This window comes from Polynucleobacter cosmopolitanus, from assembly GCF_002224225.1.
In the GTDB taxonomy this organism is placed as follows: Bacteria; Pseudomonadota; Gammaproteobacteria; order Burkholderiales; family Burkholderiaceae; genus Polynucleobacter; species Polynucleobacter cosmopolitanus.
In genome coordinates, this window is record NZ_NJGG01000001.1 from 385,849 (window position 1) to 411,026 (window position 25,178).

The window sequence follows — 25,178 nt, forward strand, 5'->3', positions numbered from 1 at the left end:
AACTAACTTTGCTTTACCAGTTGGTTGAAATAAATAGACACCTCGGCACCAATGACCTGATTGTCTTCCATGCGATTACGTAATTCAATTCTTGCGCCGTGCTCATCCACGATTTTCTTCACAGTGGCAAGGCCTAAGCCTGTTCCCTTAGCCTTGGTTGTCACATAAGGCTCAAAGGCACGACTTAAAATTCTTGGGGCAAAACCTGTGCCCGCATCCAAAATACTCAATTTAACAATGCCCTTACCAACCTTATCATTCTCATTAGAATCTGGATAAGGCAAGAACTCTGTTTTCACCAAAATTGAAAAGTCCCCTTTGTTGGCTTCAACACTTGCATCAAGACCATTTTGAATCAGGTTATGAATCACCTGACGAATTTGCGTTGCGTCAGCCATGATCATCGGGCACGCTTGATCAAGATCTGCGCGCACCGGGGTGCCACCGTATAAACCTAAGACATCAAGCACCAAACCATTCATTGATAATTCTTGTAACTGCGCATCCGGAGTTTTAGCAAAATCTCTGAAGTCATTCACCATCTGTTTCATCGCTTCAACTTGGGTGATGATGGTTGTGGTGCTGCGCTCAAGAAACTCTTGCTGCTGAGGAGCTAAATGCTCTTTTAACTTTAACTGAATTCTCTCAGCCGACAATTGAATCGGCGTTAAAGGATTCTTGATTTCATGAGCCAAGCGTCTGGCCACATCGCCCCAGGCAATAGAGCGTTGAGCTGTGATCACCTCTGAAATATCATCAAACACCACAATGAATAGACCGCTTGGCAAATGAGTTCCGCGAACCAACAGAGTAATGCCATGATCATGCTGCGAATCTATATGACTTGATGCATCCAAAATGATTTGTTTTTGCCAGTGATCACTTTGGTCATTACTGGAAATCTCATGGGCGCTGAATGCATCTTTAATAGCAGCCTCAAATTCTTGCAAGCGAGGAATACCGCCCAAGCCCTTACCAATCAGCTGGTCTAACGGAGTTCCAAAAATTCTAGAAGCGCCCGCATTAGAAACCACCAATTTAAACTCGGCATCCAATACACACACGCCAGCAGTTAAATTAGACAAAACACTTTCAGAAAAAGTTTTTGAATCTTCTAATAAATTTCTGGCTTCTAATAGCTGGCGGGTCATGACATTGAATTGCTTGGTCAACAAACCAAGCTCATCCCCGGTGTTCAATTCCGGCTTAGGAGAAAGGTCTCCTTCTGCAACAGCTTTCGTACCCTTGAGCAACATGATCAAAGGCGTGGCTAACTGACGCCCCAATAACAAGGCCAGGGCCATTGCAATGAACAATGCTAAAAACAGCGTAATTGTCAGAGTGCCGATATACATCTTTCGCAAACCTGAACGACCAAGGGCTTTTTCTTGGTATTCAATGTAAGCGCTTTGAACGGCCAAAGCATTATTACTAAGACTTTCTGGCATGTTTTTAACCAGCAGTAAATACCTGTCCTCTGACTGAGCACGTAAATTAAATCCACCCAAACTGCCCCCAGAAATATTATCAATCGGGATCAACAATTTAATGGTGTAAGTTTTTTTAGAAAGCTCCGGATTTGGTTCATCTGTCTGCGTGAAATAACCCACCGATTTTGCCTGTTGCAACTTATCAGCCTGAGACATCTCAGATACTGAAGAATTAAAACCAAGGCCGGCACTCGCAACAACTTTAGATCCCAAGCCAAACAAAGTGATTTCTTCAAGGCTGTTTTGCTCACGCTGTCTTGACAATAACAAGGTCAAAGCGCCTTCACCAGAAGCGCGTGAGGTCGCTTGAATCTGAGTCGCAATCTCTCGACCCTTGCTCAATAAATCTGTGCGCGAAATCTCAATCGATGTTCTGCCCAATTGCAAGCCCGCCTCAAGAGCACGCTCAACCTTGACGTCAAACCATGACTCAATACTGCGAGACACAAACTGCAAAGAAACGCCGTAAAGAATCGCGCCTGGCAAAACTCCTACCAAAGCAAAGAACATCGCTAACTTTGCAATCAATCTAGAGCCAAAATACTTTTGGCGCAAACGCATGGCCAGGTTAAAAACCAAGGCAACGATCACCAGCAAAAATAAAACCCCAATCAACACATTGGCGGCGAACAACAAAGCAAAATATTCGTCAAAAAAAGATGTGTTGGCTGAGGCAAAGGCCAACAGCAACAATAGAATAAGCGCCAAAAATACCACTACGCCAATCAAAAAAGGCTTGGCCAATAATCTCATCATGGCTGAGCCCCAAGCGTTTGTGGAGCAGGCTGCACTCTTGGTATGAACTCAAAACGATGCCAATCACTGTGCAAATTCCAAGACTTAGAATTGATGGCATTCACCTGAAATGGCTTTGCCAATTGATTGGTATCCAAGCGCATTCGGACGGCCGCTTGATATGGTTGATTCAGTTCAACCATACCCTGGTCAATAACCACCCATCCCTCAGTTGTTTTTACCGCTGACAATGCCTGCTTTAATGTGGCAGCAGTCAAACTGAAAGTGCCCAGCGTCACACGGTATTGATTGGTCAGCGCTTGATAAGATATTTTAGAAACTCGTTGGACGTCGACGATCTTGTTATCCAACCAATACCATCTTTTTTTGCTCAACTGAAACTCAGTCACAAAATGAAGCGTCACACCTTTTTTAACTAATTGCTCAAGGGCGGGGCTGAGCTCTAATTGAACATCTGCATTCAAAGCCCATGATTTTTCAAGCGGGGTTAAGCTAACATTACTAAAGCTAATTTCATTGGCATGCACAAAGCTGACCATGGTGGCCAGCAAAAAAATCTTAGCAATCCAATTGAATAGTTGGCGCATGCTGATTGTTAATCTAAAGCTTTCATTTTTCAAAAAGCGCATAAAAAAATCCATCGTGCTGCTTTGATGGCAAAAGCTGTCCAGGGGCTTTCAATCTGACTGCATCTGGCATGGCATTCAGCCACCACTTAGCTTGCAGCTCTCCCTCGTCTGGAAATACTGAGCAAGTGACATATAGTAACTTACCGCCTGGCTTTAACAAGCTCCAAAGGGCTGTGAGGATCTTTCGTTGTGCCACTTGCAAATTTTTGATATCGCCCTCTTGGCGTAAATACGTGATATCGGGATGCCGTCTCACAATGCCCGAAGCAGAACATGGCACGTCTGCAATGATTGCATCGTACAACTCACCCCCAAACCATGCTTTTGGAGTCGATGCATCACCAATGATGATGTGGCCACCATTAAGTTTTAAACGACCAAAGTTTTCTTCAATTCTTTTCGCTCTTGATGCGTCTATCTCTAGTGCATCTAGGTGAATATCGTATTTTTCTAAAAAATGTGCCGCCTTACCACCAGGCGCGGCACACGCATCAAGCACCCTTTGTCCTGGAGCAAGCTTTAACAACTCTGCTGCCACTTGCGCGCCCGCATCCTGAACTGAACAGGCACCATCAAAGAATCCCGGAATCTTTGCCACTGGGATTGGGTTTTTTAATTCGATCGCACCTGATAACTTTTGCCCACCAACCTTATCGATCAATTGATACTCAATGTCAGCTTTGCTTAAATCATCTAAATATTTTTTGACACCAGCTTCATCTTTCAGAAATCGATGATTTAGACGCAAGGTTAGTGGCGGCTTCTCTTTTGATGCCGCAAGAATATTCAGATACTGCTCTGGGTAGGCGTATTTTAATTTTCTTGTCCACCACTCTGGATAAGAAGGGTGCTGCTCTTCGGGTATTTCTTGATACAGCTTTTCATTTCTGAGGGCTCTGCGCAACACCGCATTGATCAACCCTCTGGCAAAACCAAGATTGCTGTCCAAGCTTGTTGCATTCACCGCCTCATTCACCAAGGTATGTGTGGCATACATGGGCTCGCTATTTTTTTCTGGTAACAAAGCAATCGCAGCCCAAAGCAAATAGAGCGTTAGGCCTGGTGGAGTTTTTTGAACATATTGATTCAAAACCTCTTGAGCCCAAAATCCCCTTCTAAGGGCTTGAAAGGCAATGCTCTGAACAGCAGGTCTTAAATCTGGTGATGTGCCCTGAAGGGCCAAAGTCAGTGAGGTCCCGTTTTGAACCTCTTCCAATACCTTGGCAGATGCAAAAAGTGCTTTTGAAAGGCTGATGCCTTGTTGTTTGATATCAGCCAGGATATGTTCCCGTTCTTGCCATTTGCATCAAACGTGCAACACGCTCTTCGGTTGGTGGATGAGTAGAAAATAAACCCGCTAAACCGCCACCAGATAAAGGGCTCATGATCATCATTTGAGCAGTTTCAGGATGTCTTTCAACTGCATCAAAATGTCGACCGCTGGCAACTTGGTGAATCTTGTCCAATGCCATGGCCAAGGCCTCTGGATCATTACAAATTTCTGCGCCGCCTCGATCCGCTTCATATTCACGAGCGCGAGAGATCGCCATTTGAATCAAGCTGGCTGCCAAAGGCGCCAAGATGGCCACCAAAATGCTGGCCATCGGATTGCTCGGGCGACCATCAGAGCTTCTGCCACCAAAGAACATCGCAAAGTTTGCAAGCGCAGACAAGGCTCCCGCCATTGTGGCTGAAATGGTTGAAATCAAAATATCGCGATGTTTGACGTGTGCCAACTCATGAGCCATCACTCCGCGAATTTCTCTCTCAGATAAAACTCTCAAGATGCCTGTGGTCGCAGCAACCGCAGAGTTTTGTGGATTGCGGCCTGTGGCAAAAGCATTGGGAGAATCTTCTTCAATCAAATAAACCTTTGGCATCGGCAGCTCAGCTTTTTGCGCAAGCTCACGCACCATTCGATAAAAATGAGGTGCTGTTACCTCATCCACCTCTTTGGCGTTCATCATCTTCAAGACCATTTTGTCTGAAAACCAATAGCTAAAGAAGTTCATACCAATCGCCAAAAGCAAGGCCATCAACATCCCCTGCTCGCCGCCAATCATTCCACCCACCACGATAAACAAACCCGTGATGCCGGCCATTAATACGGCTGTCTTGAACCAATTAAACATCTTTAAAATCCTTCTTGAAAACAGATTTAGAAATTCTAAAATTAATACTCATTTCTAGCATACCCCGTCTTAATTGTTGATTATCGCTTGGGGTTGTTAATTCAGTACTTGGCCAGGCTTCCAGCCCAATGTCTGCGCAAGCTGTGCCGCTGACATTTTTTTGCCGCCAGCTCTTTGTAATTCAGTCAATAAAACGCTGCCCTTTCCACAGGCTAACTGCACACCGTCTGTGGTGATGTTGATGATCTTTCCTGGTTCACTCTGCAATTGATCATCAGTCAGAGAGCTTTGCCAAACTTTGATGATCGACGCTCCATCAAGCAAAGTCGCCCCGGGAAAAGGATTGAATGCTCTGATTTTTAAATCTATTACCTTGGCATCTTTCTGCCAATCAATCTTTGCCTCTTCCTTCATGATTTTATGAGCATACGTGATGCCCTCAAGCGCTTGAGGCACAGACTTCAAACTTCGCTCTTGCGCAAATCGATTCAAAGTTTCCACAATCATCAAAGCGCCCATCTTTGCCAATGCGTCATGGAGTGTTGCAGTTGTTTCATTGGCTGCAATTGGCATTTTGTTCATCGCAATCACCGCACCGGTATCCAAACCCAAATCCATTTGCATGATCGCAATTCCGGTCTCAAGATCTCCAGCTTCAATCGCTCTGTGAATCGGTGCAGCACCTCGCCAACGCGGTAATAAAGAAGCATGAATATTCAAACACCCCGCTCGGCCAGCTTGCTCTGCGATATCAAAGACTTCTTGGGGCAGAATCAAACCATAAGCAGCCACCACCATCACATCAAAGTCTAATTTTTGCAAACCACTCAAAGCCGCTCGAGCCTCATCGCCGTATGACCCAGCTACCTTGAGTGACGTGGGTTGCATGACTGGAATATTTTTTTCTAAAGCAAATTGTTTGACTGGGCTGGCATGTAGCTGCATGCCTCGACCGGCAGGCCTGTCAGGCTGAGTCATCACCATCACCACCTCATGACCCGCATGAACAATCGCTTCTAAGGCAACTTTGGCAAAGTCGGGGGTTCCTGCAAATACAACTTTCAACATCAGAGAGCGCCTGCTTTTGTTTTCTTCTTTAGTTTGCCAGCAATTCTCATGCGCTTTAATGATGACAAGTACTCAACAAACACTTTGCCCTTGAGGTGATCCATTTCATGCTGGATACAAACTGCCAATAATCCATCGGCATGTATCTCAAATGGCTTTCCCTCTAAATTTAATGCGCGCACTTTTACCTCTGATGGGCGTAGAACTTCATCAAAAAAATCTGGTACAGATAAACATCCCTCTTGCCAAACTTTCTTTTCTTCACTGCTCCAAATAATTTCTGGATTGATGAAAACCTGTAGTTGATCTCTTTCATCCGACAGATCAATCACAATCACTTGTTGATGGACGTTCACTTGGGTAGCAGCCAATCCAATACCAGGGGCTTCGTACATGGTCTGAGCCATGTCAGCCACCAATCGACGAACGGCATCGTTCACCGCCACAACTGGTTTGGCAACCGTGTGTAAGCGAGGGTCTGGATAACAAAGAATAGGTAATGCAGCCATTTCAGAAAGTTCTTACAAATAAGTTCAGGGATATCTGATTGTTCAATCAATCTTAATTCATAGACTTCATGTCTATGAACTCAATTATCACCGTTAAACAATCACACCCCTATTATCCAAGCAGATTGCTAGATTTGCCTGATGCCCCACAAGAAATTTACTGCCTAGGGAATCTTGAAGCGCTGAAAATACCCAGCCTTGGTATCGTCGGGTCTCGTCAAGCATCCAAAGAAGGCATGACAACTGCTTCTTATTTTGCAAATGCTGTGGTTGATCGTGGCTTATTGGTCATTTCTGGGCTGGCTGAGGGCATCGATTCAGCAGCCCACTTAGGAGCCCTGCAAGCCAGGCCGCTGCTATCGACCATCGCCGTTTGTGGCACCAGCTTAGATCAGTGCTACCCCAGCAAAAATCAGCCTTTATTTAAAGCAATTGCTCAGCAAAGCCTCTTGATATCTGAATATCCCCCTGGCTCAGTCACTAAACCGTACTTCTTTAGACAAAGAAACCGGCTGATTGCCGCACTCTCTTTAGGGATATTGGTGGTTGAAGCAGCCGTTCGTTCAGGCTCTATGACAACTGCAAAATACGCCAATGATCTGGGGCGCGAGGTGTTTGCCATCCCAAATTCAATCCACCAACCTCAATCAATGGGGTGTCACCAGCTCATCAAGGAGGGCGCAAAGCTGGTGGGGCGGCCTGAAGATATATTTGAAGAATTAAGGTTTTTTGAAAAATAACCTATATTTATCAAGCACTAATGGCCGACCTCAAGCATGGGTTTTCTTAATTATTTCCTTATTTTCCATTTATCGGTTAATAATGAAAAAAGGAAATTCATTTAATTAGACCCATTGGGGAAGCTGTCACGTGGCAAAAACAACTGCTCAAACTGGACCTTTTAAGGCCTTAATCATTGCTGAAAAACCATCGGTTGCGGCGGATATTGCTCGCGCACTGGGCGGCTTCACAAAACACGAAGATTACTTTGAAAGTGATCAGTTTGTTGTTTCATCTGCAGTTGGACACCTGCTTGAAATAGCCGCTCCAGATGCATATGAAGTTAAACGAGGTAAATGGTCATTTGCTAACTTACCAGTGATTCCGCCTCACTTTGACCTTCGCCCGATTGCCAAAACAGAAGCCCGCTTAAAAGTTTTGCAAAAACTGATCAAGCGCAAAGACATCAATCGATTGATCAATGCATGTGACGCGGGACGAGAAGGTGAGCTCATTTTCCGTTTGATCGCTCAACACACCAAGGCCGCTCAAAAAGTCGAGCGCTTGTGGCTTCAATCCATGACGCCCCAAGCCATTAAGGATGGTTTTGGCAAATTGCGCAGCGATGAAGAGCTGATGAATCTTGCGAATGCGGCACGCTGTCGCTCAGAGTCTGATTGGTTGATTGGTATCAATGGCACGCGTGCCATGACTGCATTTAATAGTAAAAGTGGTGGCTTCTTCTTAACCACCGTAGGACGTGTGCAAACCCCAACGCTCTCGATCGTGGTTGAAAGAGAAGAGCTGATCAGAAAATTCATCTCTCGAGATTACTGGGAAGTCACTGCGGAGTTCATTTGTGCAGCAGGCATTTATCAAGGCAGATGGTTTGATCCAAAGTTTAAAAAAGATTCTAAAGACGCCAACGCGGATCCAGAGAAAAAAGATAGTCGCTTATGGAGCGAGGCCGCTGCTGCAAGTATTGTTGCTGCTTGTCACGATAAAACTGGCAAGGTCCGTGAAGAATCAAAACCCAGTTCTCAGGCAGCCCCGCAGCTTTTTGACTTAACCAGTTTGCAACGTGAGGCGAACGCAAGATTTGGTTTCTCAGCCAAAAACACCTTGGGCTTAGCCCAGGCCTTGTATGAAAGACACAAAGTTCTTACTTACCCAAGAACTGATTCTCGTGCGCTACCAGAGGACTATCTTCCTACTGTGACCAGCACACTAGAAATGCTGGCGGAAAGTTCTGATAACTATTACCCCCATGCAGCACAAATTTTGAACAATTCTTGGGTGAAGCCTAATAAGAAGATTTTTGATAACAGCAAAATTTCAGATCACTTTGCGATCATTCCAACACTTCAAGCACCAAAAAATCTATCTGAGCCAGAGCAAAAACTTTATGACTTGGTGGTTCGTCGCTTCATGGCAATCTTTTTCCCATCGGCTGAATTCAAAGTCACCACTCGTATCACTGAAGTCAGTGGTCATCTATTTAAAACAGATGGCAAGATTTTGATCAATCCAGGTTGGTTGGCGGTTTACGGAAAATCATCACAGGATGACAAAGAACTTGTGGTGGTCGGTGAGAACGAAAAGGTTCAAACTGAATCTGTCAAACCAGTTTCACTGAAAACAAAGCCTCCTGCACGCTATACCGAAGCAACGCTTTTGTCTGCCATGGAAGGTGCAGGCAAGCTGATTGATGATGAAGACTATCGCGAAGCCATGTCAGAAAAAGGATTGGGCACACCTGCAACCAGGGCCGCGATCATCGAAGGTTTGCTCTTTGAAAAATACATGGTGCGTGAAGCAAGAGAAATTATTCCAACAGCCAAAGCTTTTCAGCTCATGACTTTATTGCGTGGCTTGGGCGTTGAAGAATTAACGCACCCAGAATTGACAGGTAATTGGGAGCACAAACTTGCGTTGATGGAAAAAGGTCAAATTGATCGCAACACCTTCATGCAAGAAATTGCGCAAATCACTCAGCGCATTGTTAAGCGTGCCAAAGAATATGACAGCGATACGATTCCTGGTGACTATGCAGATCTAAAAACGCCTTGCCCTCATTGTGGCGGTTTGGTCAAAGAAAACTACCGTCGCTTCGCCTGTGAAAAGTGTGGCTTCTCTATCAGCAAAATTCCTGGTGGCCGCGCTTTTGAATACCACGAAGCCGAAGAATTCATTAAGAACAAAGAGATTGGTCCACTCCAAGGTTTTAGAAGCAAGATGGGGCGCCCATTTGCTGCAATCATTAAATTAGTGTCTATTCCTGAAGACGACAAAGACTATCCAAATGCTGGTTATAAACTTGAGTTTGATTTTGGTAACAGCGATGAAGACAACAATGAAGAAGTTGACTTCACTGGTCAATCGTCATTGGGCGCTTGCCCTAAATGCTCAGGTGCGGTGTATGAGCATGGCATGAAGTATCTCTGTGAGCGCAGTGTTGGTCCAAATAAAGCCTGTGACTTTTCTACTGGCAAGGTGGTCTTACAACAAGAGATCTCTCAAGAGCAGGTGTCCAAGCTTTTGAATGAAGGAAAAACAGATTTGCTCACCAACTTCAAATCATCCAGAACTGGACGTGGTTTCAAAGCATATTTGGCGCGTCAACCAGACGGCAAAATTGGTTTTGAATTTGAGGCGCCCGCCAAAAAGCGCGCAGGCAGCAAAGCAGAAACCAAATCTTCTGATAAACCCAAACCAGCTAAACGAGCACCCGCAAAAAAACGCGTCTCCAAAAAAGCTGAGTGACGCAGCTCTTCTGCCAGATGTTCTGTGAACATCTGGTGGGCGAGTGCTGACCACATCACACCCCTTGATCCCAAAGAGGTCAAAATATACAAGCCTGGATGACCTTTGACAGGACCCATGATGGGTAGACGATCACTGGCCACACAGCGTATTCCAACAAAAGCATCCACCGGCTCAATTTCTGCAAGGTCGCATTTCGTGCCCAGCATTTCCTGAATCAAGCTCAAGTTTTCTTGATGGCTTTGATCCCAGACACTTAAATCCTCTTCGTGTTCATCGTAGCTAGATCCAACCATCCACTGATAAGACCCATCGTTCATTTCAATTGGGGGTAAACAATACGCCTTACCTGAAAGCGCAACCCTTGGTTGGCAGTTTGCCCATGGGCTTCCTTTTTTGTAGCCAAAGGTTGATAGTTGTCCGCGAACTGGCTTCAAAGGTAAATCAATGTTTGCCGATGCAGCCAATGATTTAACGCCCAGCCCATTGGCTAAAAATAATCTCGGAGTCACCCCAATGATTTTTTGCTCTTCGTCATAAACAAGCCAATATTTGTCACGATATGCAATTTTTTTAACGGTGCATGACATCATGGTCTGCTGATCTGTCAGCTCAGAAAACAGATCTTCGCAGATTTGCTTGAGATTGACCCAGCCACCTTCTGGGAAAAATGTGCCTGCCAACGATACCCCGCAGAGAACCTTGGCTTCATTGGAAGAAATCACCTGAGCATTATCAAAGCTAAACCCTTGTGATAGTAGGCGCTCACTCATTAACTTTTTATCGTGGTTTTCTGCATTTCTGGCCAGATGCAAAACTCCCTTGCCAGACCAATAATTAGCCCAAATCTGCTTGGCTTCGTTAAAGGCAATCATGCTCAAACGTTGAAGCCTTGAAGCCCCTCGCCCAACATAGGGGTGGCAAAGCGCGCCGTCATGCCCACTGGTGCCCTGAGCAGGCGAATTTCCTAAGTCAATCACCAAAAAGTTATTTAAGTGATTGTTTTTTAACGATTTTATGATTGATGCACCCGCAATACCCCCGCCAATCACAATTGCTTCATGGGTTTGGGAGAGGGTTGGCATATTCATGGGAGCCTTTATAATGCATGTCTGATCAAAATCAACAACTTTTATGCAGCTAATGTGGGTTTCCGGTCCAACAGGCCGGGTACGAAAAATATCGATTACCTTAAGAACCGTTTCAATTGCGGTTGGTATCCTCGCAGCGCTTTTGGTGGCAGCGGGCGGCATTTTGCATTTTGTTGGCTTAAGAATTGCGATTGAGGCTAGGCCTGATTTAGCCAGAGCGCTGGGTGGAGTTCTAACCCAAGCAGAGCAAGATCAAATTGAGTCAGCTTACAAAGAGCGACTTCAAGCAATTCAAGAAAAGCTACAAACGACCTCTGATGAAATTATTCAGATTCAAAAATTAAAAGATCGCTTCATGGACTTGGCCACTCCCAGCGCAGTTAAGTCTCAAGTGCCTGGCGGTAACGGCAAAGGCGGCCCTCATAAACTTCCAGAATTGAAAGTTCAGAAGGATGTTAGCTTGATCGATGCTCTTGATAGTTCGCTTCAAGACATGACAGAGTTCAAGAAAAGCATTTCTGAAATCAATGCCCTGTGGGAAAAGCAGCTGACTTGGTTGAATAGTTTGCCAACAGGCATTCCCGTTAAAAATAACTACAGCTTAAGCAGTGGCTTTGGCTTAAGACTAGATCCTTTCTTGCACACCATGGCAAAGCATGAAGGCTTGGATTTTTCTGCGCCAGTTGGCACACCGATTCTAGCCTCTGCAGGCGGAGTTGTGAGCCGCTCTGGTTGGGATTCTCAATACGGCAACATCGTTGAAATCAATCATGCAGAAGGCTTTAAAACACGCTACGCGCACGCAAGCCAATTATTGGTCAGAGTAGGGCAAACCGTTAAACGTGGCGACATGATTGCCAAGGTTGGCAATACTGGAAGATCAACAGGTCCACACCTTCACTACGAAGTGATCAGAGCTGGCACCCACATCAATCCAGCGAACATGATTCCAAAGAGTGCTAACTAATTAGGCGCCTTCTCTTGGTAACAAGGTAAGGCCGCTGAATCAAATAAATTAAGTAACAATAAAAAAGCCCCTTGCTTGAAATCTCAAACAAGGGGCTGTTTGTTTTTACTACAGAATTAGCTTGCTAAGCGCTTTTCTAAAGCCTGCTTTGTTTCAACCAATTCTTTTGGTAAATGATATGAAAGCTGATCAAACAACTGATCATGTAACTTCATTTCTTCTTGCCATGCAGCTTTATCAATTGAAGTCACTTGATTGAATTGATCTTCGCTGAAGTCTAGGCCAGACCAATTAATGTCTTTGTGCGAAGGTGTTGTGCCAAAAATGTTTTCTTGACCCTTTGCTTTGCCTTCAATGCGCTCCAACATCCAAGCTAGAACACGCATATTCTCACCGTATCCTGGCCACACAAACTTGCCTGCTTCGTTCTTGCGGAACCAGTTGACACAGTAAATGCTTGGCAACTTAGCACCTTCGGCTTCAAGTTTTTGACCCATGTTCAACCAATGTTGGAAGTAATCGCTCATGTTGTAACCAGCGAAAGGCAACATCGCGAATGGGTCACGACGAACAACACCTTGCTGACCAGCAGCCGCGGCGGTTGTTTCGGAACCCATGGTTGAGGCCATGTAAACACCTTCAACCCAATTACGTGCTTCTGTTACCAATGGCACTGTTGTTGAGCGACGGCCGCCGAAAATGAATGCATCAATTGCAACGCCATCAGGATTGTTCCACTCTGGATCAATCACTGGATTGTTAGTTGCAGCAACTGTGAAACGGGCGTTTGGATGGGATGCTTTTCTTCCCGCTGCGCCATCTGCTGGAGTCCAGTCTTTGCCTTGCCAATCGATCAGGTGATCTGGGGCTTTATCAGTCATCCCTTCCCACCAAACATCACCATCATCCGTTAATGCCACGTTTGTAAAGATGACATTCTCATTCAAAGAGGCCATGCAATTCGCATTGGTCAAGGTGTTGGTGCCTGGGGCAACGCCAAAATAGCCAGCTTCTGGGTTGATCGCAAATAAACGTGTTTTTCCTGTGACAGAATCTTTGCGTGGCTTGATCCAAGCAATGTCGTCACCAATGGTGGTTACTTTCCAACCCTGATAGCCTTGGGGTGGAATCAACATGGCAAAGTTTGTTTTGCCACAAGCTGATGGAAACGCTGCTGCCACATGGTATTTCTTACCTTCAGGGGATGTAACACCCAAAATCAACATGTGCTCAGCCAACCAGTTTTGATCACGACCCATGGTTGAAGCAATTCTCAAGGCAAAGCACTTCTTACCTAACAATGCGTTGCCGCCGTAACCTGAACCAAAGGACCAAATTTCACGAGTTTCTGGGTAATGCACGATGTACTTGGTGTTATTGCATGGCCAAGACACATCTTTTTCGCCTGCCTGAAGTGGCTTGCCAACCGTGTGAACGCAAGGCACGAAATCACCTGTGGTGCCCAAAACATCAAAAACACCTTTACCCATGCGCGTCATGATGCGCATATTGATAGCAACATACGGGCTGTCTGATAACTCAACGCCAATATGAGCAATTGGAGATCCTAGAGGCCCCATTGAAAAAGGCACAACATACATCGTTCTGCCTTTCATGCAACCTGTGAATAACGGCTGTAGCGTCGTGCGCATTTCTGCTGGGTCCATCCAATTATTGGTTGGGCCGGCATCTTCTTTATTTTTGGAGCAAATATAGGTTCTGTCCTCAACCCTGGCCACATCGCTAGGATCGGAACAAGCTAAATAAGAGTTTTTTCTTTTTGCTGGATTTAGCTTTTTTAGCGTTCCTGCTTCAACCATTTGAGCGCATAAGCGATCGTATTCTTCTTCACTTCCGTCACACCAATAAACATTATCTGGCATTGTCAAAGCAGCAATTTCAGCCACCCAGTCAATCAACTTCTGATGTTTAACATAAGATGGCACATTAAGGGTGGCCACGCCCTTCATCGTTGGTTGGTTCATAGTAAGTTAGTTAAATTGGAATAGCATAAGGATACCACTTTTGGGCTTATTTACCCTTGCAAGCCCTGCCTGAGTCTGACCCCAATTAGCCAAAAATACCATCAGTGATAGCCTGTCTGGCGTCGCTTTTTCCAAGCTCATAAGCCTCTGGCATCAAGTCATGTCTGGAATAATCCCAGCTTGAAATGGGCACCTTTTGGCTTGGTTGAATGTAGGTGAGCCTCAATCCTGGCAACTCTTGAATGAATGGATTGGGAAGGTCATACCTTCTGGTTAACAATATAAGGGCTTCTTGATTTTTCTCGCCTGCAGCTGCCGGGGTCAGACCATCAATGGGCACATTATCAATAAGGCCCCCATCCAAAATAGCCTGGCCATCTCGGTACATCACTGGCGTAAACGGCGGGGTGCAGGATGACTGCAAAATAGTTTCTATGAGCTCATTGATGTTGGCGCAGGTCTTGGATGAAACAAATAATCTTGAAAAACCCAGGAACTTACCAGACTGAGGATGAAGTGGTCGCTTAAGTTTCTTTTCAAGCTCATAAGCTAAAAGACCCATCACGACCGAAATTTTGGGGCTTAAGTAGCTCGGGGTTTTGGCCAGTCCAATCAAAATCTCTGGGCCTTCCTGAATTCGCTCAAAGCCATCAGCCAAAATATTTTCTAGTGCCGCTCGATACAGGCGATAGTGAGGAAAAAGAGGTTGATTTGAGAAAAGGTTTTTCCAATCCACATTGCTTGAAATAGCGGCCAATGCTTTGGCGTAGTAATGAAGGCCCCATTGGGCGCCTTCATGCCCTGGACGAGCCGAAAATAAACAGGCTGTTGCAGCGCCAGCGCTCACTGCCACTATTTTTTTAGGGTGCTGAGGGATGGCTTGGTTAAGAACATTCCAAAAGCCTGCCTGCCACCAGCAACGATTGCCTCCACCTGCTAAAACAATTTGATCGAATTGCATTGGCACGACTTATTTACCAATACAAAAAGTGCTGAAAATTTTCCCCAACAAGTCATCTGGCAAAAATTGGCCCGTGATGGTCGAAAGCTCGTCTTGAGCAAGCCTCATTTCTTCGGCGGCCAACTCTATGGATGAGGTTTGCGCCTTCAATAAAACCAAAGCATTCTTGATGTGTTGTTCTGCATTTAAGAGTGCTTCAACGTGTCTTTTTCTGGCCAAGATGCCGCCCTCTGATTCTGGCTGCCATCCAGCAACTTTTAATAATTCACTTTTTAATTGCTCTAGTCCCTGGCCAGTTTTGGCAGAAACAAACCATTGATCTTCAAGATCAGCATTTTGTTTTGATGATTGATCAAGCTTGTTCCACACGATTTTTATCGGAACGTTCTTAGATGTCTTGAGTTTGATTCGCTTAATTAAATCTTGGTCTTCAGTGGATATTTGAGATCCTTGAGTGAGGTCCATTAAGTGCAGAACCAAATCAGCCTGTTCAATTGCCTGCCAAGTTCTTTCAATACCAATTTGCTCAACACTATCTTGAGTCTCCCTCAAGCCAGCAGTATCAATGATATGAAGGGGAACGCCATCCAGCAAAATGGTTTCTTTGAGTCGGTCGCGCGTGGTACCTGCCACGTCCGTCACAATAGCAATGTCCTCACCGGCGAGCGCATTCATCAAAGAGCTTTTGCCAACGTTTGGCTGGCCCACCAAAACCACGGTTAAGCCATCGCGAATAATTGATCCTTGTTGTGCAGCTTTTTTTACTTCTTCAATGTTGGTGAGAATTTTTTCTAATCGATTAAACACATCGTGCTGCTCAATGAAATCAATTTCTTCTTCCGGAAAATCTAAGGTTGCCTCAGTCAATGCCCTGATCTCAATCAAGGCATTTAAGAACACATCAATTTTTTTAGAGAAGTCGCCCTTTAAAGATTTTGCAGCTCCTTTAGCGGCCAGGGTGCTACTTGCGTCAATCAAGTCGGCAACCGCTTCGGCTTGCGCCAAATCCATTTTTCCATTCAAAAAAGCTCTCTCCGTGAATTCACCCGGACGAGCCAATCGTAAGCCCATGCTTTTTCCAAGCTGAAGACAATGATCAAGAAGTAAGTTAAGCGCGGGGGTGCTGCCATGACACTGCAGCTCTAAAACATCCTCACCGGTATAAGAGTTTGGCGCTGGAAAAGCGATGGCCAAACCTTCGTCAATCAATTCACCTGAAGCATCATTGAATTGAACCAAGGTTGCATGTCTTGGCGCTAACTCTCTAAAACAAAGGGCCTTGCTAATCTGCAAGACCCCTGTTCCCGACAAACGAATTATTCCAACACTGGCGCGACCATTAGCCGTGGCTAAAGCAATGATTGGTTCGCGCTCATGAATCATACTCAAGCAGGTTTTTTAGCCTCGCCGTAGATTTTATTAATTTGCCACTGTTGCGCGATTGACAAGATGTTGTTCACGACCCAATACAAAACCAATCCTGATGGGAAGAAGAAGAACATCACTGAGAAAGCAATCGGCATGAACATCATGAGTTTTGCTTGTAGCGGATCCGGTGGCGTTGGATTGAGTTTTGTCTGAATGAACATAGAGACAGCCATTAGGATTGGCAACAAACCAATTGGAGCGCCGAACCAAACACCAAACAATGTATCTGGTTTTGACAAGTCCTGAATCCAGCCCCACCAAGGAGCGCCTCTCATCTCTACAGAAGACAATAACACCCAATACAAAGCAATGAAAACAGGGATCTGAATCAATACCGGGAAGCAGCCACCCAAAGGATTGATTTTTTCTTTGCGGTACATCTCCATCATGGCTTGATTAAGTTTTTGTGGTTCACCTTTGTGGCGCTCTTTCAATTCCAACACTCGTGGTTGCACCAACTTCATGCGAGCCATTGATTTATAGCTTGCTGCAGATAATGGGAAGAAAGCGAGCTTGATCAACATCGTCAAAAGAATGATTGACCATCCCCAGTTATTCACCAAGGCATGAATCTTTTCAAGTAACCAGAAAATTGGTTTGGCCAAAATGGTGAACCAACCATAATCTTTAACCAACTCAAGGCCTGGAGCAATCTTTTCTAATGCCTGCTCTTCTTGGGGACCAACAAACAACTTAAGTGTTTCTGTTTTCTCTTGACCAATGCCCAATGTTTCTAGCTTTGATTGAACACCAATTCTGTACTGATTGTTTTCTAACTTACCAACGTAAAGGTCTCTTTGGAAGTTATTCGATGGGATCCAAGCAGAAGCAAAATAATGCTGCACCATGGCAACCCAGGTTGGGCTGTCTTTCTGCTGAGGCCCCGGTATTTTTGCTTTGTTTTTTTCAATATCAGTAAATTCTATTTTTTGAAATTTTTCTGCGTCTGTATAAAGCGCTGGGCCAGTAAATGTGGCGTAGAACATGCTCTCTTCTAGTTTGCCATTGTCCCGAACCAATTCGGCATACAGCGTTAAATCTGCCGCTGGATTGCTCAAGTTTTTAATGGTGTGCTTTGCATCAACAACATAAGAGCCGTTTTCAAGCCTTAGTACTTTTTCTAGACGAACGCCGTTCTTTTCAGCCACCAAAGTAACTGAGTTACCCGCAGCGTTTTTACTAACTGAAAAAATCTGTGTGTGATTTGGCAACTCAACACCTGATGCCGAAACCAAACCAGAGCGGGCATAGTATTGGCGCGCAGTGCTGCGCTCAAAAATTAGAACGCCTGATTTATCTTCTTCTAAATGCTTTGTTAATTGCGCTCTGCTGATCACGCCGCCAAGAGTGTCAATTTCCAAACTGATGACATCATTTTTTAATGTGATGATTTCACCAGTTTTATTTGGCGCAAACAAAGTTGGCGCACTTGGTTTAGCTGAAGTAGCTGCCACAGCTTTAGGCAAGTCAGCCTTTGGGGCGTTTGTTGTTGCGTCTTTCGCAGCAACAGGTTGTTGAGCTTCAACTTTTGGCTTAGAAAAGAATGATGTCTGACCATTGTGCAGCTGCCATGCATCGAACAACAAAATTGCTGATATTGTAAAAATTGCCCAAAGTAAGGTTTTTCTGATGTCCATTATTTTTTCTGTATTAAATAGCGTAAGCTGGAATTGTAGTGTTAGATTGTTACTTCTTAGTGTTCTTTTCTGGCACTGGGTCTAGGCCACCATTGGCCCAGGGATTACATCTGATTATTCTGTAAATTGCCAAGCCCGAACCTTTGATTGCGCCATGTTTTTCCAAAGCATCCATGGCATAACAAGAGCAAGTTGGGTGAAAGCGACATTGCGCTCCCCAAAAAGGGCTTAATAGCAACTGATAAAGCCTGATCAATCCTTTTAATAAGCTTGCAATCATTTGCCTAGGCTCACCTGATTAAACAGCTGCTCTTTAATTTGACGCCTCTCTCGCTCTCTTAACTTACCAGAACTGGATTCGCCAATCTTTTTTCGCAGCCTTAAAACCACCAGTTGACCCTCTAAATTAAGCAGGTTTTGACGATAAGACTCTCGCATCAAGCGCTTGATTCGATTTCGATCAATGGCTCTTTTGGCTAACTTTTTGGGAACGGTCAATGCAATGCCCGACTCACCGGCAAGGGTGTGTATGGCAAGATGTTTGGTATTGCTTGGCTTTTGTGCCAATATTGATCTAATCAAATTGGCATCGGAAAGAGAAAAAGAGCGAGCCAATTGATTGCTCGCTTTTCTATCTTTTTCTTGCTGTTGCTTAAACAGCGAGGCGTTTACGACCCTTGGCACGGCGCGCATTCAAAACATGGCGACCACCTTTTGTTTTCATGCGAACACGAAAACCGTGGGTACGTTTACGACGGGTTACTGATGGTTGATATGTACGTTTCATAATTATTTCCTAGCGAACCTTAGATTCTCGCTTTTTTCCTAACCATCGTCAATAGTTATTTACGGTGTATTTTTTTATTTTGGCATTTATCTTGTTGTTTTTGCTAAATTTTTTATGTTATCAACATGTTATCCACAGCTTATCCACGGACTTATCCTTTGTGGATAACTTTTAACAGCATCTACAATTGCTCCGTGAATACAAATACCCTGACAAATTCCTCGTTAATAGCAAATTCAAACCTTGAGACATTTTGGGTGTTTGTAGCAGATTCTTTTTCTAAAGAGCTTTCTCCGCAACAATTTAAAACTTGGATCAAGCCTCTTTTCCCATTTTCTTTTGACCAAGAAAACCTGACCCTATCTTTGGCAGCGCCCAATAGATTTAAGTTGGACTGGGCAAAAAATCAATTTAATCAAAGATTTATAGAGTTAGCTCAGGCACACTTTGGAGCACCTATTGTGCTTGAATGGGTGCTTGACCCCAAGGTGAAGCTTCTTAATACAGGTGAACAGCCGTCTGAGTTTATTAGTGAAGACCTTGGGGAGAGCAGCCCTTCGGGTGGTTTCCCTGGCGCGGGTTCAGGCGTTGACGAAGTCAATGAACTTCCAAGCATTGGTATTGATGGGCGTTCTCGCCTAAATCCAGGGCTTACTTTTGATAGTTTTGTTACTGGTAAAGCCAACCAGCTTGCTCGTGCGGCTGCAATACAGGTGGCCAACAACCCTGGCTCCTCTTACAACCCCATGTACTTATATGGCGGAGTGGGACTTGGTAAAACTCATTTGATTCATGCCATTGGCAATCATTTGCTACAAGAAAAACCTAAGGCCAAGATCAGATACATTCATGCAGAACAATATGTGTCTGATGTGGTTAAAGCGTACCAACAAAAGTCTTTTGATAAATTCAAGCAGTACTACCATTCTTTGGACTTACTCTTGATTGACGATATACAGTTTTTTGCTGGAAAGCCTCGCTCTCAAGAAGAGTTCTTTTATGCGTTTGAGGCCCTAACAGCCAATAAATCCCAAGTAATCATGACCAGCGACACCTATCCGAAAGAAATTTCGGGCATTGATGATCGTTTGATTTCAAGGTTTGATTCAGGTTTAACGGTTGCTATTGAGCCGCCTGAACTTGAAATGCGCGTGGCCATTTTGATGAAAAAGGCTTTGGCAGAAGGTCTGCCGCTCACTGAAGATGTGGCGTTTTTTGTTGCCAAACATCTTCGCTCTAACGTTCGTGAGCTCGAGGGTGCTTTAAGAAAGATTTTGGCCTACGTTCGTTTTCATGGAAAAGAGATCACGATTGAGGTTGCCAGAGAGGCTCTTAAAGACCTGCTTTCGGTGCAAAACCGCCAAATTTCTGTAGAGAACATTCAAAAAACAGTCGCTGACTTTTACAACATCAAAGTGGCGGATATGTACTCAAAAAAACGACCTGCTAATATTGCTAGGCCAAGACAAATTGCCATGTATATTGCTAAGGAATTGACTCAAAAAAGCCTTCCTGAAATTGGTGAGCTATTTGGTGGTCGGGATCACACAACGGTGTTGCATGCAGTTAGAAAAATCACCGAAGAAAGATCAAGGGACAATCAACTAAACCATGAATTACATGTGTTAGAACAGTCCCTAAAAAATTGATTTTTGCTTGTGGAAATCCTTGTGGATAATTGCTGTATAAGTATGTTTATAAGTGTGTGAATGGATTGTTGATGAATTGTGGATAAGTGCAACAAACATGACAAAACAGAAAAGTTATTAAATCTTATTCAAAGCTTATACAAAACATATCCACAGGTATTTATTGAAGGTAAAATACTGATTAATAAATGAATTTTTAGTTATCCACAGAATTTTGTTGCTTTATTAACTACTACTATAAATATATATACATATAAATAAATACAGGAATAAGAACCATGGAACTGGTCAGTACAACAAGAGACAAATTACTAAAACCACTTCAATTGGTGAGTGGCATTGTTGAGCGTCGTCACACGCTTCCAATCTTAGCTAATTTGTTATTCAAGAAAAACGGATCCTCTGTTTCTTTGATTTCAACCGACATTGAAATTCAAATCACAACCCATGCAGATTTTGGTGTTGGTTCAGACAACCTCAGCACAACTGTAGGCGCAAGAAAATTAGTCGATATTTTGCGCGCACTACCAGAGGGTGCGATGACTTTGTCTTTGAAAGATAGCAAGATGGTTGTTCAAAGCGGTAAGAGCCGCTTCACACTCCAAACATTGGCAGCCAATGAATTTCCAATCATGTCTGAATCACCAGATGTTTCAGCCAGTTGGGAAATGTCTCAAAAATCATTGAAGCAATTGATTAGCCAAGTGCACTTTGCAATGGCACAACAAGATATTCGTTATTACTTGAATGGTATGTTGTTTGTCTTAGAAGGACAAAGAATTATTGCGGTAGCCACTGATGGTCATCGCTTGGCCTACAGTCACGTTGATCTTGATAAAGCACCATCTGGTAATGGTCAAAAACAAGAAGTGATCATTCCACGTAAAACAATTCTTGAGTTACAACATTTATTGGAAGATTCAGAAGATCCAGTGGTTGTTTCTTTAGCAAGCAATCAAGTTAAATTTAACTTCGGTGATGTTGAACTTTTGTCAAAGCTTGTCGAAGGTAAGTTTCCGGATTTCCAGAGAGTGATTCCAAAAGGTCAGAACAATAAGTTGGTGGTCAGTCGTGATGCACTACAAGCATCGTTACAAAGAGCGGCGATCTTAACAACGGATAAATTCAAAGGTGTGCGCTGTATTCTTTCTGATAACTGTTTAACCATTCAATCAACGAATGCAGAACAAGAAGAAGCTCAAGAAGATATTGAAACTGAATACAGTGGCGACAAAATTGATATTGGTTTCAATGTGTCTTATTTGTTAGATGTTTTAGCAAATCTTAAAAATGAATCAATTCAAATTTGTTTGGGTGACTCCAATAGCAGTGCAGTGATCACCCTTCCTGAACAAGAAGGTTTCAAATACGTAGTGATGCCAATGCGCATTTAATAGAGTTACTAGAAAAGAATAATCAATGACTGTTGAAGCAAAAATACCAGAACAATATGGCGCATCCTCAATTCAAATTTTAGAAGGATTAGAGGCAGTAAGAAAAAGACCGGGGATGTACATAGGTGACACCTCCGATGGAACTGGTTTACACCATTTGGTTTTTGAAGTTCTAGATAACTCAATTGACGAAGCTTTGGCTGGTCATTGTTCAGAAATTACAGTAACAATCCACACAGATAACTCAATATCAATCATTGATAATGGTCGTGGTGTACCAACGGGCATTAAGTACGACGATAAGCATGACCCAAAGAGAAGTGCTGCTGAAATCGTGATGACAGAACTTCACGCCGGCGGAAAGTTCGATCAAAACAGTTACAAGGTTTCTGGCGGTCTTCACGGTGTAGGCGTGAGTTGCGTGAATGCACTTTCAAAGTGGTTGCGCTTGACTGTTAAGCGTGATGGCAAAGTTCATTTCATGGAGTTTGCAAGAGGCGTTGCTCAGAATCGTGAATTGATCGAAGATGCTGGTAGCATGACTTCACCAATCAAAGTCATTGGTGAAACAGATAAGCGCGGCACAGAAGTTCACTTTTTAGCCGACGTAGAAATTTTCGGCAATGTTGAATACCACTACGAAATTCTTTCAAAGAGAATCCGAGAGTTATCGTTTTTAAATAACGGCGTTCATATTCGTCTGATTGACCAGAGATCTGGCAAAGAAGAAAATTTTGCTTTCTCAGGCGGCGTAAAAGGCTTCGTTGAGTACATCAATAAGAGCAAAACTGTTCTACATGGCAACATTTTTTATGCTGAAGGTGAAAGACCGTCCGATTTAGGCGGAACAATCACGGCCGAAGTGGCCATGCAATGGAATGATGGTTTTAACGAACAAGTTCTTTGCTTTACCAATAACATCCCTCAACGTGATGGCGGTACGCACTTGACTGGTTTGCGTGCGGCGATGACGCGCGTCATCAATAAGTACATTGATGAAGAAGAATTAGCCAAGAAGGCCAAGGTTGAAATTACTGGCGATGACATGCGCGAAGGTTTGACTTGTGTTCTTTCAGTCAAGGTTCCGGAGCCAAAGTTTTCAAGCCAAACAAAAGACAAGTTGGTATCAAGCGAGGTTCGCGGCCCCGTGGAAGAAATAGTTAGCAGCTTGTTGACGGACTATTTACAAGAAAACCCACAAGACGCCAAAATCATTTGTGCAAAAATCATCGAAGCGGCACGAGCAAGAGAAGCAGCTCGAAAAGCGCGCGACATGACTCGACGCAAAGGCCTATTGGACGGCCTCGGTCTTCCGGGCAAGCTTGCTGATTGTCAAGAAAAGGATCCAGCTAACTCCGAATTATTTATCGTCGAGGGTGACTCTGCGGGCGGTTCTGCTAAGCAGGGCCGCGACAGAAAATTTCAAGCGATCTTGCCGCTCAAAGGAAAAATCCTTAACGTTGAAAAAGCGCGCTTTGACAAAATGTTAAGTAGCCAAGAGGTTGTAACTTTGATCACGGCGCTTGGCACGGGTATTGGTAAAGAAGAGTACAACGCAGATAAGTTGCGCTATCACCGTATCATCATCATGACCGACGCGGACGTTGACGGAAGCCACATCAGAACCTTGTTGTTAACTTTCTTTTATCGTCAAATGCCAGAGTTAATCCAGCGCGGCCACATTTATATTGCGCAACCGCCGCTATACAAGGTCAAGCAAGGTAAAAATGAGCAGTACATCAAAGATGACGTTGCATTGAATGCCTATTTGCTTAACTTGGCACTTCAGGGGGCTAGCGTTTCATTGGCTGATGGCACCTCAATCGATAACGATCGTCTGGTTAAACTGTCATCTGACTATCAAACCATTCAAAGTATTGTTGACCGCCTATCAAGAACCATGGATGAGGGCGCGTTAAGGGCCATCGCCAATGGTGTGCGTTTAAATCTTGATACAGAGGCTGAAGCCAATAAGTCCGCAGAAGGCCTTAACAGTTATTTTGCAAATTCTCACGAGCGCATTGCCAAGCCACAAATCATTGTGCAAAAAGATGAGCGTACTGAGCGCTATCGCTTGTTGCTTTCAAGAAAAGTACATGGCAATACAAAGCTTTCTTTGATTGACTCTGACTTTGTGCATGGGGCTGATTATGATTCTTTGGCAAAGGCATCAGCAGCCTTAACGAATGTGTTGGGCGCTGGCGCCACCGTTAAGCGCGGGGATCCAGATAAAACAGTTAAAGAAGCGAATGTTAAAGACTTCCGCGAAGCCATGGAGTGGTTGCTTTCAGAGGCTGAAAGAGGTGTTAGTCGTCAGCGTTACAAGGGTCTTGGTGAAATGAATCCAGGACAACTTTGGGAAACAACGATGGACACCAACACCAGAACTTTATTGAGGGTGCAAATTGAAGATGCCATCGCGGCAGATCAAGTATTCACAACCTTGATGGGTGATGAGGTTGAACCTCGCCGTGCATTCATTGAATCCAACGCGCTGATTGCCAGAAACATTGATGTCTAAGAAGGTGGCAAGCGACAAAATGGTTGTGGTTCGTGAGTCTGGGGTTCACGGTAATGGCGTTTTTGCAAAGTGCGACATTCCAAAGGGCACCAAGATCATTGAATACACTGGTGAGAGAATTAGCTGGAAGGAAGCAGTCAAGCGTCATCCGCATGACCCATCGCAGCCAAATCACACCTTTTATTTTGGTTTAGAAGATGGCTCAACCATCGATGCTAAATACGGCGGTAACGCCGCAATGTGGGCAAATCATTCTTGCAAACCAAACTGTGAAGCCTTAGAGGAAGACTTTGGTAAAACAACCAAGGTTTTCTTGTATGCCAAAAAAAACATTGAGGCGGGTGATGAGCTTTTCTACGATTATGGTTTGGTTGTTGAAGGCAAGCAAACAAAAAAGTTAAAAAAAGAATACGAATGTCGTTGCGGACAAAAAAACTGCCGCAAAACCATGTTGGCAAAAAATAAATAAGCAAAATGTTTATTAGCATTCAAGAGCTTGAGGCAGCGATTAACTTTTGGCGGGAACAGTCCCCCTCTCACGGCGAAGCTTTGCAACTATGTTCCCAGGCATCTGCTTTGGCAAAACCTTATGCATTGATGATTATTCAGTCGTCACAGAGAGTTCCGTTGGATGGATTAACTGATGCTGCACAAACCGCTTGGAAAGAATACCTCTTGCGCAAAGGTTAAT

21 protein-coding genes and 1 pseudogene are annotated in these 25,178 nt (G+C 44.1%); 8 read left to right on the forward strand and 14 right to left on the reverse strand.

Annotation, left to right across the window (positions count from 1 at the left end; all coding sequences use genetic code 11):
- Positions 1-2 precede the first annotated feature (2 nt).
- From AOC33_RS02010 to def, 6 genes are all read right to left on the reverse strand, one after another.
- A complete protein-coding gene (locus AOC33_RS02010; RefSeq protein WP_089514931.1) occupies positions 3-2,246 on the reverse strand; it encodes a sensor histidine kinase in 2,244 nt (747 codons plus the stop codon).
- The gene (locus AOC33_RS02015; protein ID WP_180738078.1) at positions 2,243-2,875 is read right to left on the reverse strand and encodes a DUF4390 domain-containing protein; all 633 of its coding nucleotides are present in this window, start codon (positions 2,873-2,875) and stop codon (positions 2,243-2,245) included. The genes AOC33_RS02010 and AOC33_RS02015 overlap by 4 nt, the downstream gene beginning before the upstream one ends.
- Positions 2,856-4,091, reverse strand: coding sequence for a 16S rRNA (cytosine(967)-C(5))-methyltransferase RsmB (gene rsmB / locus AOC33_RS02020; protein WP_180738079.1), 1,236 nt, complete (start codon positions 4,089-4,091; stop codon positions 2,856-2,858). Before rsmB ends, AOC33_RS02015 begins: the two co-directional genes overlap by 20 nt.
- Before the next feature lie 55 nt (positions 4,092-4,146).
- Positions 4,147-5,007: a zinc metalloprotease HtpX gene (gene htpX, locus AOC33_RS02025; RefSeq protein ID WP_089514934.1), complete on the reverse strand. Its 861-nt coding sequence runs from the start codon at positions 5,005-5,007 to the stop codon at positions 4,147-4,149.
- Between the two features lie 96 nt (positions 5,008-5,103).
- Positions 5,104-6,072: a methionyl-tRNA formyltransferase gene (gene fmt, locus AOC33_RS02030; RefSeq protein ID WP_089515561.1), complete on the reverse strand. Its 969-nt coding sequence runs from the start codon at positions 6,070-6,072 to the stop codon at positions 5,104-5,106.
- Positions 6,073-6,074: 2 nt separating this feature from the next.
- Positions 6,075-6,584 carry a peptide deformylase gene (def, locus tag AOC33_RS02035; RefSeq protein WP_089514935.1) on the reverse strand — a complete coding sequence of 170 codons (510 nt, stop codon included), beginning with the start codon at positions 6,582-6,584 and terminating at the stop codon, positions 6,075-6,077.
- A 68-nt stretch (positions 6,585-6,652) separates the two neighbouring features.
- On the opposite strand from def, the gene dprA reads away from it, so the two are divergent.
- Positions 6,653-7,324, forward strand: a complete 672-nt coding sequence (gene dprA / locus AOC33_RS02040) for a DNA-processing protein DprA (protein ID WP_089514936.1) — start codon at positions 6,653-6,655, stop codon at positions 7,322-7,324.
- A gap of 130 nt (positions 7,325-7,454) precedes the next feature.
- On the forward strand, positions 7,455-10,067 hold the full coding sequence (locus tag AOC33_RS02045; RefSeq protein WP_089514937.1) for a DNA topoisomerase III: 2,613 nt from the start codon (positions 7,455-7,457) through the stop codon (positions 10,065-10,067).
- A gap of 98 nt (positions 10,068-10,165) precedes the next feature.
- Here the strand turns inward: AOC33_RS02045 and mnmC1 are convergent.
- A pseudogene (mnmC1, locus tag AOC33_RS09175) lies at positions 10,166-11,320 on the reverse strand (FAD-dependent 5-carboxymethylaminomethyl-2-thiouridine(34) oxidoreductase MnmC1); the annotation flags it as partial.
- On the opposite strand from mnmC1, the gene AOC33_RS02055 reads away from it, so the two are divergent.
- Positions 11,202-12,125: a M23 family metallopeptidase gene (locus tag AOC33_RS02055; RefSeq protein ID WP_089514939.1), complete on the forward strand. Its 924-nt coding sequence runs from the start codon at positions 11,202-11,204 to the stop codon at positions 12,123-12,125. The pseudogene mnmC1 and the gene AOC33_RS02055 sit on opposite strands and share 119 nt — an antisense overlap.
- A gap of 116 nt (positions 12,126-12,241) precedes the next feature.
- Here the strand turns inward: AOC33_RS02055 and AOC33_RS02060 are convergent, their stop codons facing one another.
- The 7 genes from AOC33_RS02060 to rpmH all read right to left on the reverse strand — a co-directional run bounded on the left by AOC33_RS02060 (position 12,242) and on the right by rpmH (position 18,923).
- Complete coding sequence (locus AOC33_RS02060) at positions 12,242-14,110, reverse strand: phosphoenolpyruvate carboxykinase (GTP) (protein ID WP_089514940.1); 1,869 nt, start codon at positions 14,108-14,110, stop codon at positions 12,242-12,244.
- An 85-nt stretch (positions 14,111-14,195) separates the two neighbouring features.
- Entirely contained in the window at positions 14,196-15,071 is an 876-nt protein-coding gene (locus AOC33_RS02065) for a patatin-like phospholipase family protein (protein ID WP_089514941.1), read from the reverse strand.
- A gap of 9 nt (positions 15,072-15,080) precedes the next feature.
- Entirely contained in the window at positions 15,081-16,454 is a 1,374-nt protein-coding gene (mnmE, locus tag AOC33_RS02070) for a tRNA uridine-5-carboxymethylaminomethyl(34) synthesis GTPase MnmE (protein ID WP_089514942.1), read from the reverse strand.
- Between the two features lie 2 nt (positions 16,455-16,456).
- Positions 16,457-18,136, reverse strand: a complete 1,680-nt coding sequence (gene yidC / locus AOC33_RS02075; protein WP_089514943.1) for a membrane protein insertase YidC — start codon at positions 18,134-18,136, stop codon at positions 16,457-16,459.
- A 49-nt stretch (positions 18,137-18,185) separates the two neighbouring features.
- On the reverse strand, positions 18,186-18,416 hold the full coding sequence (gene yidD / locus AOC33_RS02080) for a membrane protein insertion efficiency factor YidD (protein ID WP_089514944.1): 231 nt from the start codon (positions 18,414-18,416) through the stop codon (positions 18,186-18,188).
- Positions 18,413-18,820, reverse strand: coding sequence for a ribonuclease P protein component (locus AOC33_RS02085; protein WP_180738080.1), 408 nt, complete (start codon positions 18,818-18,820; stop codon positions 18,413-18,415). The genes yidD and AOC33_RS02085 overlap by 4 nt, the downstream gene beginning before the upstream one ends.
- A complete protein-coding gene (rpmH, locus tag AOC33_RS02090; RefSeq protein ID WP_088812781.1) occupies positions 18,789-18,923 on the reverse strand; it encodes a 50S ribosomal protein L34 in 135 nt (44 codons plus the stop codon). The genes AOC33_RS02085 and rpmH overlap by 32 nt, the downstream gene beginning before the upstream one ends.
- A gap of 194 nt (positions 18,924-19,117) precedes the next feature.
- Between rpmH and dnaA the strand changes: the two genes are divergently transcribed.
- From dnaA to AOC33_RS02115, 5 genes are all read left to right on the forward strand, one after another.
- Positions 19,118-20,572, forward strand: coding sequence for a chromosomal replication initiator protein DnaA (dnaA, locus tag AOC33_RS02095; protein ID WP_425439808.1), 1,455 nt, complete (start codon positions 19,118-19,120; stop codon positions 20,570-20,572).
- A 278-nt stretch (positions 20,573-20,850) separates the two neighbouring features.
- Complete coding sequence (dnaN, locus tag AOC33_RS02100; RefSeq protein ID WP_089514947.1) at positions 20,851-21,966, forward strand: DNA polymerase III subunit beta; 1,116 nt, start codon at positions 20,851-20,853, stop codon at positions 21,964-21,966.
- 25 nt (positions 21,967-21,991) lie between these two features.
- A complete protein-coding gene (gene gyrB / locus AOC33_RS02105; protein ID WP_089514948.1) occupies positions 21,992-24,487 on the forward strand; it encodes a DNA topoisomerase (ATP-hydrolyzing) subunit B in 2,496 nt (831 codons plus the stop codon).
- Positions 24,480-24,956 carry an SET domain-containing protein gene (locus tag AOC33_RS02110; protein WP_089514949.1) on the forward strand — a complete coding sequence of 159 codons (477 nt, stop codon included), beginning with the start codon at positions 24,480-24,482 and terminating at the stop codon, positions 24,954-24,956. The genes gyrB and AOC33_RS02110 overlap by 8 nt, the downstream gene beginning before the upstream one ends.
- A gap of 5 nt (positions 24,957-24,961) precedes the next feature.
- Positions 24,962-25,177: a DUF3717 domain-containing protein gene (locus tag AOC33_RS02115; protein ID WP_089514950.1), complete on the forward strand. Its 216-nt coding sequence runs from the start codon at positions 24,962-24,964 to the stop codon at positions 25,175-25,177.
- Position 25,178: the final 1 nt, after the last annotated feature.

What these genes read in the sequence shown, in the direction of transcription:
- AOC33_RS02010 (WP_089514931.1), bottom strand. Translation starts at nt 2,246, where the DNA reads ATGATGAGATTATTGGCCAAGCCTTTTTTGATTGGCGTAGTGGTATTT.
- AOC33_RS02015 (WP_180738078.1), bottom strand. Translation starts at nt 2,875, where the DNA reads ATGCGCTTTTTGAAAAATGAAAGCTTTAGATTAACAATCAGCATGCGC.
- htpX (WP_089514934.1), bottom strand. Translation starts at nt 5,007, where the DNA reads ATGTTTAATTGGTTCAAGACAGCCGTATTAATGGCCGGCATCACGGGT.
- def (WP_089514935.1), bottom strand. Translation starts at nt 6,584, where the DNA reads ATGGCTGCATTACCTATTCTTTGTTATCCAGACCCTCGCTTACACACG.
- dprA (WP_089514936.1), top strand. Translation starts at nt 6,653, where the DNA reads ATGTCTATGAACTCAATTATCACCGTTAAACAATCACACCCCTATTAT.
- AOC33_RS02055 (WP_089514939.1), top strand. Translation starts at nt 11,202, where the DNA reads ATGCAGCTAATGTGGGTTTCCGGTCCAACAGGCCGGGTACGAAAAATA.
- AOC33_RS02060 (WP_089514940.1), bottom strand. Translation starts at nt 14,110, where the DNA reads ATGAACCAACCAACGATGAAGGGCGTGGCCACCCTTAATGTGCCATCT.
- AOC33_RS02065 (WP_089514941.1), bottom strand. Translation starts at nt 15,071, where the DNA reads ATGCAATTCGATCAAATTGTTTTAGCAGGTGGAGGCAATCGTTGCTGG.
- mnmE (WP_089514942.1), bottom strand. Translation starts at nt 16,454, where the DNA reads ATGATTCATGAGCGCGAACCAATCATTGCTTTAGCCACGGCTAATGGT.
- yidC (WP_089514943.1), bottom strand. Translation starts at nt 18,136, where the DNA reads ATGGACATCAGAAAAACCTTACTTTGGGCAATTTTTACAATATCAGCA.
- yidD (WP_089514944.1), bottom strand. Translation starts at nt 18,416, where the DNA reads ATGATTGCAAGCTTATTAAAAGGATTGATCAGGCTTTATCAGTTGCTA.
- rpmH (WP_088812781.1), bottom strand. Translation starts at nt 18,923, where the DNA reads ATGAAACGTACATATCAACCATCAGTAACCCGTCGTAAACGTACCCAC.
- dnaN (WP_089514947.1), top strand. Translation starts at nt 20,851, where the DNA reads ATGGAACTGGTCAGTACAACAAGAGACAAATTACTAAAACCACTTCAA.
- gyrB (WP_089514948.1), top strand. Translation starts at nt 21,992, where the DNA reads ATGACTGTTGAAGCAAAAATACCAGAACAATATGGCGCATCCTCAATT.
- AOC33_RS02110 (WP_089514949.1), top strand. Translation starts at nt 24,480, where the DNA reads ATGTCTAAGAAGGTGGCAAGCGACAAAATGGTTGTGGTTCGTGAGTCT.
- AOC33_RS02115 (WP_089514950.1), top strand. Translation starts at nt 24,962, where the DNA reads ATGTTTATTAGCATTCAAGAGCTTGAGGCAGCGATTAACTTTTGGCGG.